This window comes from Streptomyces prunicolor (assembly GCF_045162825.1).
In the GTDB taxonomy this organism is placed as follows: domain Bacteria; phylum Actinomycetota; class Actinomycetes; order Streptomycetales; family Streptomycetaceae; genus Streptomyces; species Streptomyces prunicolor.
Genome location: NZ_CP108676.1, coordinates 5,673,921 through 5,687,267, shown reverse-complemented (window position 1 = coordinate 5,687,267; position 13,347 = coordinate 5,673,921). Strand labels below are relative to the sequence as shown.

The window sequence follows — 13,347 nt, the reverse complement described above, 5'->3', positions numbered from 1 at the left end:
GACGGTCCACGCACAGCCGACGGGACTCGGCGAACAGCGCGGACCTTCAACTTTCTTCACGAACCCCTGCAAGCACGACGAAATCGGCATGCGCCGATGATGGGTGAGGTGTGCAATGAAGCGCTCCGGGAGACTGCTCGCGGTCGCCACCACGGTCGCCGCCCTGGCGACGTCGCTCGCCGCCTGTGGCGGCGGGTCCGACTCGACCTCCGCGGACGGGACGGTCACGCTCCACGTCGAGGCATGGAAGGGCGGCGGCGCGGAGCCGGCGAACATCGCCGAGATCAACAAGGCCTTCGAGAAGGCGCATCCGAAGATCAAGATCGACTTCAAGTACACCACCGCGGACCCGACCTACACCCAGAAGCTCCAGCCCGAGCTGCTCGGCGGCAAGGCCGGCGACGTCATCATGGTCGACGCGGACAAGATGAAGAAGTGGGGCGCCTCCGGCTACCTCGCGGACCTGTCGAACGAGTCGTGGGTCAGCTCCATATCCTCGGCCGCGAAGCCGTTCACGCAGAGCGACGGCAAGACGCTGGCCATGCCGATGGAGCTGATCGGCATCGGTCTGTACGCCAACATGGACCTGCTGAAGAAGGCCGGGATCACCGAGGTCCCCGCCGACTGGCCGACGTTCCTCGCCGACCTCGCGAAGATCAAGAAGGCCGGGATCACGCCCATCTCGCTGCCGGACAAGGCGGGTTGGACCGGTAGCTCCATCTTCCAGGCGAGCGGTTCGACGACCGTCTACCAGAAGAACAAGCAGTGGGACGCGGACTTCCTGGCCGGCAAGGCCTCCTTCGGCTCGGACTGGAAGGAGCCGCTCGACCAGCTCAAGACCCTTGGTGACAAGGGCTATGTGAACTGGAAGAACGAGCTCGGCGTCGACGAGTGGTCGCAGGGCCCGCAGGACTTCAGCGCGGGCAAGAGCGCGTTCTGGTACCAGGGTGCCTGGCAGGTCTCCAACATCAAGAAGGCCGGTTTCCCGGTCTCGTTCGCCCCCTGGCCGGGCGGCGCCGCGGGCACCAAGCCGAACGCGATGCTGTTCTCCGGTACGGCGTGGGGTGTCAACTCCCAGTCGCAGCACGCGGATGCGGCGAAGGAGTACGTGAAGTTCTGGTCGCAGAGCGCGAATCTGGCGAAGTACCTGGACGCCGAGCACGCCGAGTCCCCGTTCACCGGTGGCACCACGCCCGACTCGACGGAGACGACGATCTTCAACACCGCCTTCAGCGAAGGCCGTTACCGGGTCCTGCCCTCCAACACCTGGTACGGCGCCCAGGCGGAGACCGACACCGGCTCCAAGATCCAGTCGTTCCTGCTGGGCCAGTCCGACGCGGCGAAGACGCTGAAGGACATCCAGACGGCGGCGTCCGCCAAGTAGCCGCATCGGTGGGGTAGTTGGGCTGTCCGGTCGGTCGAACACCGGCCGGGTGACCGAGCCGGCCGGCCCACCACCCTCATCCCACCCCGCCCCCTCCCCCAAGGGGCCTGTCGGCCAAGGAGGTTGATCCCCCGTGTTCCACCGACGGCGTGCCACCATGGCCGCCTTTCTGCTCCCCGCGATCGCCGTGTACGCGCTCTTCATCCTGTATCCGCTGTTCCAGGGCGTGTACTTGAGCTTCACCGACAGCGTCGGCGGCCCGATCTCCCACTTCGTCGGCACGGACGAGTACAAGGCGATGGCGGACGACCCGGCGGTCTCCGCGGCGCTGTGGCACACAGTCCTCTACGCCGTCGTGGTCGTCGTCGTGCAGAACGGCCTCGGGCTGCTCTTCGCGTCGCTGCTGTTCCGCCGCCCGAGGGTCCGAAAGGCCCTGAACGTCGTCCTGTTGACCCCGACGCTCATCTCGCCGCTGATGGCCGCGTTCATCTGGTCGTACCTCTTCGCACCGAACGGCGGCCTCAACGCGCTGCTCGACGGGGTCGGCCTCGGCGCGCTCAAGCACGTCTGGCTCGGCGACCCGTCCACCGCGCTGTACTCGGTGGCGACCGTCAACATCTGGATGTTCACCGGCTACTCGTGCGCGATCTTCCTCGCCAGCTACCTGAGTATGCCGACCGAGCTGCTGGAGGCCGCCGCCCTGGACGGCGCGAGCGGCTGGCGGCGCTTCCGCAGCATCGAATGGCCGCTGCTGGCACCGGCGTTGACCGTCAACGTGACGCTCAGCCTGATCGGTTCGCTCAAGGTCTTCGAGTTCCCGCTCGTCCTGACCAACGGCGGCCCGGCCGGCGCGACCGACACCCTGACCCTGCTCGTGTACCGGAACATCTTCGGCGGCGGGAAGTTCGCCTACGGTGTCGCCGTCGCGGTGCTGCTCCTGGTGACCGTGGTCGTCCTGTCCAGCGCGACCAACTCCCTGCTCAGGCTGCGCGAACGGCGCGTATGACGCCGTACGGACGCCTCCCAGGACGTACGCACCCCGTCGGCACCGTTGGAATCGGACGGATCACCCCATGACCTCACCCCTCACAACTCCGGTCCCCGCACCGGAAGTCGGCCGCCCCGCCGGGAAGCGTGACGCGCCCCGGCCCGCCACCGCCGAGCCATGGACCCCGCGCAGGCTCGCGGCCGGGCTCGGCACGACGGTGCTCTGCCTCGGCACCGTCCTGTTCGTGCTGCCGTTCGTCTTCACGATCGTGACCTCGCTGCGCACGGCGGCGGACGTGGCGCGCTCCCCGCTGGGCGTGCCGCACTCCTTCACGCTGAAGAACTTCACGCACGCCTTCAGCCAGATCCACTACGGCACCAGCACCCTCAACACCCTTCTGATCACCGGGCTTTCGTGCGCGCTGATCACGGTGCTCGGCGCGCTCGCGGGCTACCCGCTGGCCCGGATCACCGCGGGCTGGTCGACGGCGGTGTACCGGCTCTTCATCCTCGGCACGTCGATCCCGGTGTTCGTCGTCGTGGCACCGCTGTACCTGCTGATGCGCGACCTGAACCTGCTGGACACCTACGCGGGCGTCGTCTTCATCTACACCGCGCTCAACCTGCCGTTGGCCGTGTTCTTCTACACCAGCTTCATCCGCCAGATCCCGACCGACCTGGAGGAGGCGGCGGCCCTCGACGGCTGCGGCGCGCTGCGCACCTTCTTCGTCATCATCCTGCCGCTGCTACGGCCGGTCACCAGCACCCTGTTGACGTTCATCTCGCTCCAGATCTGGAACGACCTCCTCGTCCCCCTCGTGTTCCTCCAGGACCCGGGCAAGCGCACGGTCATGGTGAACGCGTACTCCTTCATCGACCCGCACACCGTGCAGCCCACCACCCTCTTCCCGGCCGCGCTGCTCGGCGTGCTGCCCCTCTTCGTCATCTTCATCTTTTTCCAGCGCCAGATGGTCGCCGGAATGTCTGCGGGGGCGGTCAAGTGACGGAACGTCAGCAGATGCAGGACGACGTACGAGAGGTACGAGAGTTTCAACGGCCCCCGGTCACTGCCCAGTTGACCGGCACCCGGGTCATGGCCATCCTCAGGTCGGCCGACGCCTCCGGGCTGCCCGCCGCGGCCCGTGCCCTCGCGGCCGGCGGGGTCACCTGCTTGGAGGTCACCCTCACCACCGGCGGCGCGCTGGACGCGATCGCCCGTATCAAGGACGAACTCGGCGCCGCCGTCTCGGTCGGCGCCGGTACGGTCCTCACCGCGGCCGACACCCGGGACGCGCTGGCGGCGGGCGCCGCGTTCCTGGTCGCCCCGAACGTCGAACCGGACGTCATCCGCGCCGCGGCCGACCAGGGCATCCCCTTCTACCCGGGAGCGTGGACGGCGACCGAGGTGATCACCGCCTGGCGGGCGGGCGCGGCGGCCGTGAAACTCTTCCCCGCCTGCACCGGAGGACCGACACACCTGGCCCAACTCCGCGCCCCGCTACCGGAGATACCCCTCATGGCGGTCGGCGGCGTGGACCTCGAAGCGGCCGGGCTGTACCTGGCCGCGGGGGCACTCGCGGTGGGCGTCGGCTCGCCGTTGCTGCGCGGCGCCGACCGGGATCCCGCCCCGGAGGCGCTGGACGCCCTCACGACACGGGCACGCGCACTGCTGAAGACGGTCAGGCCCGACACCGGGGCCAAGGAGCGACACCTGTGAACAGCCGCAAGCCGGTCGAGAGCGACGAGCCCTACCTCGTCACCGTGGGCGAGACCCTCGGCGTCCTGTCCGCCGCCGGCCCCGGCCCGCTCACCCTGGGCACCACCCTGCGCCTCGGCATCGCCGGCGCCGAGTCGAACGTGGCCGTGGGCGTCAGCCGCCTGGGCGGCAGGGCGACCTGGATCGGGCGGGTGAGCGACGACGAGCTGGGTGAGCTGGTGCTGCGCGAGCTGCGGGCGGAGGGGGTCACCGCCCTCGCGGTTCGTGACCCGGCCCCAACTTCCTTGCTCCTCAAGGAGAAGCGCACCAGTACGCATCACCGGATGCGCTACTACCGGACGGCGACGGCGGGGGTCCGCCTGGTCCCGGAGGACATTCCGGAGGAGGTGGTGGCGGGGGCGACGATCCTCCACATCACCGGCATCACACCGGCGTTGGGGGAAGGCCCGGCGCGAGCGGTCCGCCGGGCGGTGGACATCGCGCGCGGCGCTGGGGTGTTGGTCTCGCTCGACATCAACTTCCGTTCCCTGCTGTGGAACGAGGACGAGGCGAGGGAGGCGGTCCTGCCTCTCCTGCGGGACAGCGACCTGGTGTTCGCGGGCCCGCACGAGGCGCGGCTGGCGGTACCGGACCGCCACGAGCCCGAGGAACTGGCCAAGGGGATCTGCGAGTTGGGTCCGTCCGGTGCGGTGATCAAGCTGGGCGCGGAGGGAGCCTTCGCGCTCGTCGACGGCCGCCCGTACCGCCAACCCGCCCTGCCCGCCCGCGTTCACGACTCGGTGGGGGCCGGAGATGCCTTCGTGGCGGGCTACTTGGCCGAGCTGCTGGCGGGCGCCGCTCCTGAAGTCCGGCTGGACACGGCGGCCCGGCTGGGCGCGTTCGCGGTCGGCACGGAGGGTGACTGGGAGGGCCTCCCGCGCCGGGCCGAACTCGCCCTGCTGGACCACCACGACGACGTGCTCCGCTGACAACTCCCGCCGCTCGCACCGTACTTCGCTGAGGAACTGAACTCACATGGCAGAACAGACAGTTGATGACCAGTCAAACGCCCTTGGAACTGGGCGAGTTACTGTCCTGACCGGTTCCTACACGTCGGACACCGGTGGTGAGGGCGTCGGGGTGACGGCGCTGCGTTTCACGCCGGGGGACGGGCTGCGGGTGGTGGACGCGGTGGCGGCGAGCGGCGCCTCGTATCTCGCGGCGCATCCGACACTGCCCATCGTCTACACGACGCACGAGTCGACGCCGGGCGCGGTGGGCGCGTTCGCCCTGCGGGAGGACGCGGCGCCCGAGCCGCTGGGGGCACCTCTGACCAGCGGCGGCGCGAACCCGTGCCACCTGTCCGTCCACCCGAGCGGCGACTTCCTCCTCACCGCCAACTACGGCACGGACACGTTGCCCGGCACGGTGGCGGTGCACCGTCTGGACGGCGACGGCAGGCTCGTGGACCTGACGGACGTGGTCGAGCACAAGGGTTCGGGGCCGGTGGTCGGCCGCCAGGAGGGCACCCACGCCCACCAGGTCATCACCGACCCGGCCGGCCGTTACGTCCTGGCCACCGACCTGGGCGCGGACACGGTGTTCACGTACCAACTCGATGCTGATGCGGGCAGGTTGAAGCCGGTGGGCGCCTCCCAGCTCCGCCCGGGCTCCGGCCCCCGGCACCTCGCCTTCACCCCGTCCGGCGAGCTGGTGCTCAGTGCCGACGAACTCTCCTCGACGGTGACCTGCCACCGCTACGACGCGGAGACCGGCACCCTGCACGAACTGTCCCGGGTGCCGGCGACGGCCGTGGCGGACATCCCCAACCAGCCGGGCGGGATCGTGACTTCGGAGTGCGGACGCTATGTCTGGGTCACCAACCGGGGTGCGGACACGGTGGCGGCGTTCCGGATCGCGGGCACGGAGCTTGAACCGCTCGGTGAGGTTCCGGGCGGGGGGACCTGGCCTCGCGGGCTGACTCCGGCGCCGGGGTGTCTGCTGGTGGCCAACCAACACAGCGGGACGGTCGCGGCGTTGGGGGTTTCGGGGGACGGGTCGTTGGTGGCGGCAGGGGTGGTGGTGGAGGTGGCTTCGGTGGTGTGTGCGTTGGTGGTCTGAGCGGTGCGGTTCGGCGGGGTGGGCGTGCGAAGGGCTACGGCACCGCCGACGCACAGGGAAACCCTCGCACCCATGACCGACTGTCTTCAGGTGTCCACGGCGACGGCGACCCACGCCGAGGCCGTCCAACTGGCCCGGTCAGCGGTGTCGTTGAGACTTGCCGCAGGCGCCCAGGTCATCGGCCCTGTCGCCTCCGCCTTCTGGCATGCCCGTTACTCGACACCCGCGTGTTCGATAAACGCGCTCAACGCCCCCGCGACCGCGCCCGGTTGCTCCTCCGGAATGAAGTGACCGGCGTCCGGGATGACGGCGCCGGTGACGTTCTTCGCCCAGGGGGCGAGGGACGCGGCCATGTCGGGGATCGAGCCGTGGGAGCTGGAGATTCCGAGGACGGGGAGGTTCAAGTGGCCGCCCAGGGAGGCGAGAGCGGCTCGGTTCTCGCGGGCTGATTCCGACGCGTCGCGGAAGTAGGCGAGAGCCGCTCGGAGGCCACCCTCGGCTGCGATGGAGGCTGCGTAGTAGGTGATCTCGGCGGTGTTGAAGGTCGTTGGGGAGAGGGTTTTGGTTCTCAAGAACCAGGCCACGTAGGCCTGTTCGCGGCCGGTGATCAGCGTCTCGGGCAGGTCGGGCACCAGGTGGAAGGCCAAGTGCCAGGTTTTCCAGGCCCGTTCGGGGTCCGTGGGGATGCTGTCCGGGAGGGTGATTCCGGGGATGCCGGCGTCGAGGAGGGCTACGCCGTGCAGGTGGTCCTGGTATTTCAGGGCGAGCGAGAAGGCGACGCAGGCGCCGATGTCGTGGGCGGCGAGCCAGTACTTCGGTACGTCGAGCGCGGTCAGCGCGGCCTGGACGCGCGCGGCGAGGGTGTGGCTGTCGTAGCCCGCTTCGGGGCGGTCGGAGTGGCCCTGGCCCGGGAGGTCGACCGCGATCACGTGGAAGCGCTCGGCGAGGCGGGGCATCACCTTGTGCCAGGCCCACCAGTTCTGCGGGAATCCGGCGAGCAGCACGACCGTAGGGGCGCTCGGGCTGCCGCCTTCCACGGCGTGCAGGCGGATTCCGTCCGCGTCGACCCAGCGGTGGGTGAAGCCGGGGAGGTCGCGCAGCGGGAGAGCGGCTACGGCGACGGAGGTGGGGGCCGGATTCCGGTCGGGTGAGCCGTTCGGGGTGATGTCGGCTTCGGTCATGCATCCAGGCTAGCTCATCTTGGACCGCTTGGTTCAGGATAGGATGGGCCGGGTCGAGAACGGGGTGTGTGGGATGGCCGGGAAGAAGCAGTTCGACGTGGAGGTCGCGCTCGACGCGGCGATGGTCCAGTTCTGGCGGGACGGGTACGCCGACACCTCGCTCGACGATCTCTCCAACGCGACGCGGTTGAACCGGAGTTCGCTCTACTCCTCGTTCGGCGACAAGGAGTCGCTCTATCTGCGGTGCCTGGACCGCTATGCCGTCCGGTACGGAGAGAGGTACCAGCAAGCGCTCGACTCCGGTGCGTCCGGTGAAGCGTTGCGCGCGATCCGGGCGTTCTTCGACGTCACCCTCCACCGCATCGCCGACCCCGCCGTACCGGACGGCTGCCTGGTCGCCCAGACCGCGATGGCGATACCCGTCCTCAGCCCCGCCATCGCCGCGCGCGCGATCGAAGCCGTGGGGCTGCAGCGCGCGCGGCTCCAAACCGTCCTGTGCAGGGCCGAGTTGACCGAGGGTGACGCCGAGGACCACGCCACGCACATCACGGCGGTCAATCAGTCGCTGGCCGTGATGAGCAGGGCGGGGGCGAGCGGGAAGCAGCTCGGCGCGATCGTCGACATCAGCATGGACGCGCTCGCGCAGGCGTTGCACGGCCGGGGTTAGAGCGCGCGCTCAGGCCGCGTCCGGCGCCCGGCCTCAGCGGAACGCGTCCACATGGCGCGCGGCCCAGTCCGCGAACGGGCGCGGGGCGCGGCCGAGGACCCGTTCGACGTCCGGGCTGATGCGCAGTTCGGCCGGGCTGGGGGAACCGAGGATGGTCAGGGTGTCCTCGGCGAGTTCCGCCGGCATGCTCTGGGACATCGCAGCCTTGGCCTCCTCGCGGGTGAGGTCGTGGAACCGTACCGGCGAACCCAGCGCGGCGGCGATGGCCTCCGCCTGCCCACGCGGGGTGATCACCTGCGGGCCGGTCAACTCGTAGACACCGCCGGTGTGTTGGTCGTCCAGCAGGCAGGCCGCCGCGACCTCGGCGATGTCCGCCGGGTCGACGATCGGCACCCCGATGTCACCGAAGGGCGCGGCTACGACCCCTTGCGCGCGGATGGACTCGGCCCACCAGAGGGAGTTGGAGGCGAAGCCGCCCGGCCGCAGGATCGCCCACTCCGGGCCGGACCCCCGCAGTACGTCCTCCAGCGCACGCATCGCGACCCGCGTCGCGCCGAACGGCCTGGTCGACACGCCCTGGGTGGAGAGCAGGACGACCCGCCGGACCCCGGCGGCCTCGGCCACGCCGATGATGTCGGCCGGGTTGGCCCCGGTGGCATGCAGATCGCCGGAGAGGAGCAGGAACAGCGCCTTCGCTCCGGCCAACGCGGGCTTGAGGCCTGCCGGTTCGGCGAGATCGGCGACCACATGGCGGACGCCGTCCGGCAACGGCGCCTTCACCGTCGACGTCGACGTCGACGTCGCGATCGCCGCTTCCGTCCCCGCCCCCGTCGGCGCGTGCCGCGACACCGTCGTCACCTGCTGCCCCGCCCCGACCAACGCCCGCACCAACGGCCGGCCGATGTTCCCGGTAGCCCCGGTCACCACGATCATGTTCAGCTCCCTTGTCGCCTGTACTTCTACGGCCGTCACGCTAGGAGCCGGGCTAACTTTTGGTAAGGACATACCCCGAGGTAAGCTCATAACGTGACGGAAGGCGTGCAGGAGAGAAGGGGCGAGCCGGGTCCGCGGTATGAGGTGTTTCACACCGACTGCCTGGCCCGCGACATGGTCGACCACGTGACCAGCAAGTGGGGCGTCTGGGTGCTGATCTCCCTGCGCGGCAACAGCCTCCGCTTCTACGAACTCCGCGAGAGCATCCGGGGCATCAGCGAGAAGATGCTCGCCCAGACCCTCCGCGCCCTTGTCCAGGACGGCCTGCTCTGGCGCGAGGTCGAGCCGACGTCACCGCCTCAAGTCACGTACGGACTGACCGAGTTCGGCCGGGAGGTCGGAGAGCCGCTGTCGGAACTGTTCGACCGGATCACCCTGCGGTTGTCGTCGGGTGACGCGGGACGGCGCGAAGGCGCACGCCTCCCGCAAGACCAACACATGTGACCGAGTGCGGAGTTGGACGGAGTCACACCGATCCGAGCAGGGCGCCGAGGATGCCCTGCTCGGCGAGGTAGAAGGCGAGGCCGCCCACGGGAGCGAGCACGGCGCACAGCCAGTAGCGGTGCACCCCCGCGCGCGCCAGGTAGCGGGTCAGGAGAGCGGTGAGCAGCGCGCCGGCGGCCAGGAAGACGACCGCCTCTCCCCAATAGTGGAGCGCCAGAGCCAGCCAGAGGGCCTCCCCCAGCACCACCGTCGCGACGACCGCCCCGGCCACTGCCCGCACGTCCCCCCGCCCGCGCCGTAGCGTCCACCCGGCCCACCCCAGCAGCGGCCCGCCGGCCATCCCCGCAACCGACCACACGGCGGCGGTTCCGAGCCCCCCGGCCCCGAACGTGTCCCCGAGCGTGGACGCCGCGTAGTAGCCGCCGCAGGTCGCGAGCATCATCACCGCCCCACCCCAGACGGCGAGCCGCCGGGCACGGATCAGCGCACCGGCCGCGGCAGTCCAGATGATCCAGGTGGACACCGAGTTGGTCGCCCTCTCCAACAGGGGCGTCGTCCCGTGCAGGCCGTACGTCGCCCAGCCGAGCAGCAGCCCGAAGGCCGCGGTCGCGGTGAGGACGGCGACAGGGGTGTCGCAACGGGACGCGGTTACGGTAGCCATGCCCCAGCACTATACACATGACGTATACTCTCGATGTATAGCCACTGTGAGCCCGTCGCTTTCACCAAGGGGGCCGGCACGGCTCGGCCGGGCCCGTCCCGAACCACAAGGGCCTCGCCCCCTTCCTCAGCGCTCCAGGTCGCCGCCGCCGTCGGCCGGTGCCCGGTCGGCGGCGAGTTGCGCGGCGTTCTGCAGCCAGGTGAGGTGTTCGGCGAACGCGGTGCGGCCCTCGGGGGTGAGCCGGAACCAGGTTCGTGGACGTCGTCCGACCGCGCCCTTGCGCACTTCGAGGTAGCCGGCGTCCTCCAGGATCCGGGACTGCTTGGACAGCACCGAATCGCTCACCCCCACGGTGTCCCGCACGACGGAGAACTCCACCCACTGCGGGCCCGCGGCGAGCAGTCCGCAGATCGACAGCCGGGTCACCGGATGGATGATCTCGTCCAGTCGCCCGCGTCCTTCTGGTCCGGGGAAGTGCTTCGACCAGCCGCTGCGGCTCCACGACGAGGCGGCGGTGCGGGCGCTTCCGCAGTCCCAGATCGTCTGCACCTCGACGCTGCCGTACCGCGATCCGGCGGACCTCGAACCGGCGCGCGCGGCCGGGCGGTTGTGGGACATCGACACCAGCCACGACCTGATGGTGAGCGAACCGCAGGCCGTAGCCGGGTTTCCTGGAGCTGGTGGCGGTGACGGTGACAACGGCGGCGGACTGATGGCCGACCTGTAGCCGACTCACAGAATCAGCCGACAGTCCGTCACATTACCGAAACGTAACCTACCGACAGGTATCACGAGTAACTTACCCGCAGGTAAGTTCCAGGCGAACCATTCTCCGGACGGCCGCTCCACAGGAGGTTCGCCATGCCCGCACGCAAACGAAGCCTGCTCGCCGCCGCACTCACCGCCACCGCGTGTCTCGGCGCCCAGTGCCTCGCCCTCACGACCGCCGCCGCCGCAACCGCCTCGGACGAGATCGTCTCCAGAGGCGTCACCATCCCCGAGTTCTACAACCCGCCCACCACCCTCCCCACCTCCGACGGCTCCCTCATCCGCAGCGAGCCCCTCCCCCTCGCCCTGAGCCTGCCAGGACTCGACGGCAGCACCCTGCCCGGTACCGCGACCCGGCTGATGTACAAGTCCACCGACTCGAACGGGCAGCCCGTCGCCGTCACCGGTGCCTACATCGAACCGGCCGCCGACTGGTCCGGCGACGGCCCGCGCGCCCTCGTCGCCCTCGCCCCCGGCACCCTGGGACAGGGCGACCAGTGCTCGGCGTCCATGGGGCTGGAACACCCCCTGTCCCTCAACAGCCAGACGGTTTCCGTCGGTTACGAGGATCTGGCGATCTACCGTCTCCTCGCCGAGGGCGTCGCCGTCGTCGTCACGGACTACGTCGGACTCGGCGCGACGGACCGGCTGCACACCTACGTCAACCGCATCGACGAGGCGCACGCGGTGCTGGACTCCGTGCGCGCGGCCCGTTCGGTGACCGGCGCCTCGGTCACCGCCGGCTCACCCGTCGGGCTCTACGGGTACAGCCAGGGCGGCGGAGCCACCGCCGCTGCCGCCGAACTCCAGGCCTCCTACGCCCCCGACGTCACCCTCGCCGGTACCTACGCCGGAGCCCCGCCCGCCGATCTCACCTCCGTCACCAAGGCCATCGACGGCAGCGAACTCGCGGGCGCGCTGGGCTGGTCGCTCAACGGGTTCCTCCAGTCCGACCCGGCGTTGAAGCCACTCGCCGAGGCGCATCTCAACGACGCCGGGAAGGCCGCGCTCACCGACCTGTCGACGATGTGCGTCGGGGACGCGCTGTTCGGCTACGGCTATACGCGGAGCAGCAGTTGGACCACCGACGGGGAGTCCATCAGCGACATCATCGCCTCAACTCCCGCGCTGAAGAGCTTCCTTGACAGCCAGCGCATCGGCACCCTGAAACCGTCCGGCCCCGTCCGCCTCGCCACCGGCGTCAGCGACAACCTCGTCCCGCACGCGCAGGCCCGCCAACTCGCCCTGGACTGGTGCGCGAAGGGTGCCGACGTCACGTACAAGGCTGTCGTCCTGCCCAGTGTCGGCAGCGCGCTCCTCAACCACTTCGCGCCGCTGCTCACCGACCAGGGCGCCGCCATCTCCTGGCTCACCGACCGCCTCGCGGGCGAGCCGACCCACTCCAACTGCTGGACCATGCCCGTACAACCCTGACCCTCCACCCCCGAACCTCCAGCCCTCCGCCCCTGCCCCCTGCTCTCGGGAGGGGTCCCGGGCCGGTCGTACCAAGCTGACGGCAACCGGTACGACGGGGAGGAGCAGCCGGTGGCAGGGACGGGCGAGAAGAGAGCGGGCGGCCGGATCGGGGGACCGGCCGCCACCCCCGCCCGGACCGTACGTCAGGCCGCGTCGACCAGCGCCAGGTCCATCGGGACGAGCGTCGTCGACGCCAACAGGGCCCGGATCAGATGGTCGTTGAGGGCGTTGCCGACCGGTTCGCCGAGTTCCTCGCGGGTCAGCCAGGGCACGCCGTCGCGGGACAGGCGGGTGCGCACGCCGTTGACCAGGTGTTCGACGCGTTTGTCGGTCCAGCCGGCGCCGGGCTGCACCTCGCCGAGTTCGGCGGCGGTCTGCCGCCAGGTGAGCGGCTGCGGCCGGGGTTCGTGCAGCAGATAGCGCCGGCCCAGTACGACGAGGGCGAGCTTCTCCTGCTCGGTGAGCACCCACACCCGGGGCGGCCGGGTGACGTCCTCGTGCCGGGGCTGCGGCCGTAGAGCCTCGGGGCCGGTGACGAAAACCTCCAGCAGGTGTTCGCGGCCACGGGAACCACCGGCGAACAGCGGGGTGTAGCCCGTGTCCAGCGGCAGAGGGTCCTCGTTCCGGAACAGCAGTCGGCCGGCGGCGCTGCGGAGCGGCAGCCGCCCGACGTTGGTCACCCACCAGCGACCGTCCCGGTGGGTCAACGTGCCCTGGTGGCGGCTGACTTGGGGGTCGTCCTCGCCGACGCAGACATGCACCTCGGGCCGGTTGCGGCCGAACAGGACCTCGCGGCCGGCGCCGGGACCCAGCGTCATGCCGCCGGTCAGCGCGAGCGCGAAGAGCGTGCCGGGCAGCGGCGCGGACGCGCCCCGGGCGAGGCTGCCGTGCGAGGCGGGCAGGCGTCGGCCGCCCGCCAGGGGATCGGGGGTTCCCGGCGGGGTGTCGGGGGTTGACGGTGGTGTCATG

15 protein-coding genes are annotated in these 13,347 nt (G+C 70.3%); 10 read left to right on the top strand and 5 right to left on the bottom strand.

From position 1 onward, the window contains the following. The first annotated feature begins 115 nt into the window (after positions 1-115). The 6 genes from OG588_RS26165 to OG588_RS26140 all read left to right on the top strand — a co-directional run bounded on the left by OG588_RS26165 (position 116) and on the right by OG588_RS26140 (position 6,188). Positions 116-1,384: an ABC transporter substrate-binding protein gene (locus OG588_RS26165; RefSeq protein ID WP_405949412.1), complete on the top strand. Its 1,269-nt coding sequence runs from the start codon at positions 116-118 to the stop codon at positions 1,382-1,384. Between the two features lie 133 nt (positions 1,385-1,517). Further along, positions 1,518-2,390 (top strand): carbohydrate ABC transporter permease, encoded by an 873-nt coding sequence (locus tag OG588_RS26160; RefSeq protein WP_405949411.1) that lies wholly within the window; start codon positions 1,518-1,520, stop codon positions 2,388-2,390. Positions 2,391-2,457: 67 nt separating this feature from the next. After that, a complete protein-coding gene (locus tag OG588_RS26155) occupies positions 2,458-3,375 on the top strand; it encodes a carbohydrate ABC transporter permease (RefSeq protein WP_405949410.1) in 918 nt (305 codons plus the stop codon). Beyond that, entirely contained in the window at positions 3,372-4,088 is a 717-nt protein-coding gene (locus OG588_RS26150) for a bifunctional 4-hydroxy-2-oxoglutarate aldolase/2-dehydro-3-deoxy-phosphogluconate aldolase (RefSeq protein WP_405949409.1), read from the top strand. Before OG588_RS26155 ends, OG588_RS26150 begins: the two co-directional genes overlap by 4 nt. Next, a complete protein-coding gene (locus OG588_RS26145; RefSeq protein WP_405949408.1) occupies positions 4,085-5,056 on the top strand; it encodes a sugar kinase in 972 nt (323 codons plus the stop codon). Before OG588_RS26150 ends, OG588_RS26145 begins: the two co-directional genes overlap by 4 nt. Before the next feature lie 46 nt (positions 5,057-5,102). After that, positions 5,103-6,188 carry a lactonase family protein gene (locus tag OG588_RS26140; protein ID WP_405949407.1) on the top strand — a complete coding sequence of 362 codons (1,086 nt, stop codon included), beginning with the start codon at positions 5,103-5,105 and terminating at the stop codon, positions 6,186-6,188. A gap of 212 nt (positions 6,189-6,400) precedes the next feature. Here OG588_RS26140 and OG588_RS26135 read toward each other — a convergent pair whose 3' ends face one another. After that, positions 6,401-7,369 carry an alpha/beta fold hydrolase gene (locus OG588_RS26135; protein ID WP_405949406.1) on the bottom strand — a complete coding sequence of 323 codons (969 nt, stop codon included), beginning with the start codon at positions 7,367-7,369 and terminating at the stop codon, positions 6,401-6,403. A 73-nt stretch (positions 7,370-7,442) separates the two neighbouring features. Here OG588_RS26135 and OG588_RS26130 point away from each other — a divergent pair, with 73 nt between their 5' ends. Then, the gene (locus OG588_RS26130) at positions 7,443-8,036 is read left to right on the top strand and encodes a TetR/AcrR family transcriptional regulator (protein ID WP_405949405.1); all 594 of its coding nucleotides are present in this window, start codon (positions 7,443-7,445) and stop codon (positions 8,034-8,036) included. A gap of 33 nt (positions 8,037-8,069) precedes the next feature. Here OG588_RS26130 and OG588_RS26125 read toward each other — a convergent pair whose 3' ends face one another. Continuing rightward, positions 8,070-8,969: an SDR family oxidoreductase gene (locus OG588_RS26125; RefSeq protein WP_405949404.1), complete on the bottom strand. Its 900-nt coding sequence runs from the start codon at positions 8,967-8,969 to the stop codon at positions 8,070-8,072. 93 nt (positions 8,970-9,062) lie between these two features. Between OG588_RS26125 and OG588_RS26120 the strand changes: the two genes are divergently transcribed. Beyond that, complete coding sequence (locus OG588_RS26120) at positions 9,063-9,473, top strand: winged helix-turn-helix transcriptional regulator (RefSeq protein WP_405949403.1); 411 nt, start codon at positions 9,063-9,065, stop codon at positions 9,471-9,473. Between the two features lie 22 nt (positions 9,474-9,495). On the opposite strand, the gene OG588_RS26115 is transcribed toward OG588_RS26120, so the two are convergent. Together OG588_RS26115 and OG588_RS26110 are read right to left on the bottom strand one after the other, a co-directional pair. Beyond that, positions 9,496-10,134, bottom strand: coding sequence for a DUF6518 family protein (locus OG588_RS26115; RefSeq protein WP_405949402.1), 639 nt, complete (start codon positions 10,132-10,134; stop codon positions 9,496-9,498). Positions 10,135-10,260: 126 nt separating this feature from the next. Continuing rightward, positions 10,261-10,560 carry a winged helix-turn-helix domain-containing protein gene (locus OG588_RS26110; RefSeq protein ID WP_405949401.1) on the bottom strand — a complete coding sequence of 100 codons (300 nt, stop codon included), beginning with the start codon at positions 10,558-10,560 and terminating at the stop codon, positions 10,261-10,263. A 7-nt stretch (positions 10,561-10,567) separates the two neighbouring features. Between OG588_RS26110 and OG588_RS26105 the strand changes: the two genes are divergently transcribed. Continuing rightward, complete coding sequence (locus OG588_RS26105) at positions 10,568-10,861, top strand: hypothetical protein (RefSeq protein WP_405949400.1); 294 nt, start codon at positions 10,568-10,570, stop codon at positions 10,859-10,861. Between the two features lie 134 nt (positions 10,862-10,995). Next, positions 10,996-12,336 carry an alpha/beta fold hydrolase gene (locus tag OG588_RS26100; RefSeq protein ID WP_405949399.1) on the top strand — a complete coding sequence of 447 codons (1,341 nt, stop codon included), beginning with the start codon at positions 10,996-10,998 and terminating at the stop codon, positions 12,334-12,336. A 185-nt stretch (positions 12,337-12,521) separates the two neighbouring features. On the opposite strand, the gene OG588_RS26095 is transcribed toward OG588_RS26100, so the two are convergent. Then, complete coding sequence (locus OG588_RS26095) at positions 12,522-13,346, bottom strand: FHA domain-containing protein (RefSeq protein ID WP_405949398.1); 825 nt, start codon at positions 13,344-13,346, stop codon at positions 12,522-12,524. Position 13,347: the final 1 nt, after the last annotated feature.

Excerpts from the sequence above, each read along its gene's own strand:
- OG588_RS26105 (WP_405949400.1), top strand. The coding sequence starts at position 10,568 with ATGATCTCGTCCAGTCGCCCGCGTCCTTCTGGTCCGGGGAAGTGCTTC.
- OG588_RS26155 (WP_405949410.1), top strand. The coding sequence starts at position 2,458 with ATGACCTCACCCCTCACAACTCCGGTCCCCGCACCGGAAGTCGGCCGC.
- OG588_RS26125 (WP_405949404.1), bottom strand. The coding sequence starts at position 8,969 with ATGATCGTGGTGACCGGGGCTACCGGGAACATCGGCCGGCCGTTGGTG.
- OG588_RS26135 (WP_405949406.1), bottom strand. The coding sequence starts at position 7,369 with ATGACCGAAGCCGACATCACCCCGAACGGCTCACCCGACCGGAATCCG.
- OG588_RS26095 (WP_405949398.1), bottom strand. The coding sequence starts at position 13,346 with ATGACACCACCGTCAACCCCCGACACCCCGCCGGGAACCCCCGATCCC.
- OG588_RS26115 (WP_405949402.1), bottom strand. The coding sequence starts at position 10,134 with ATGGCTACCGTAACCGCGTCCCGTTGCGACACCCCTGTCGCCGTCCTC.
- OG588_RS26130 (WP_405949405.1), top strand. The coding sequence starts at position 7,443 with ATGGCCGGGAAGAAGCAGTTCGACGTGGAGGTCGCGCTCGACGCGGCG.
- OG588_RS26100 (WP_405949399.1), top strand. The coding sequence starts at position 10,996 with ATGCCCGCACGCAAACGAAGCCTGCTCGCCGCCGCACTCACCGCCACC.
- OG588_RS26165 (WP_405949412.1), top strand. The coding sequence starts at position 116 with ATGAAGCGCTCCGGGAGACTGCTCGCGGTCGCCACCACGGTCGCCGCC.
- OG588_RS26140 (WP_405949407.1), top strand. The coding sequence starts at position 5,103 with ATGGCAGAACAGACAGTTGATGACCAGTCAAACGCCCTTGGAACTGGG.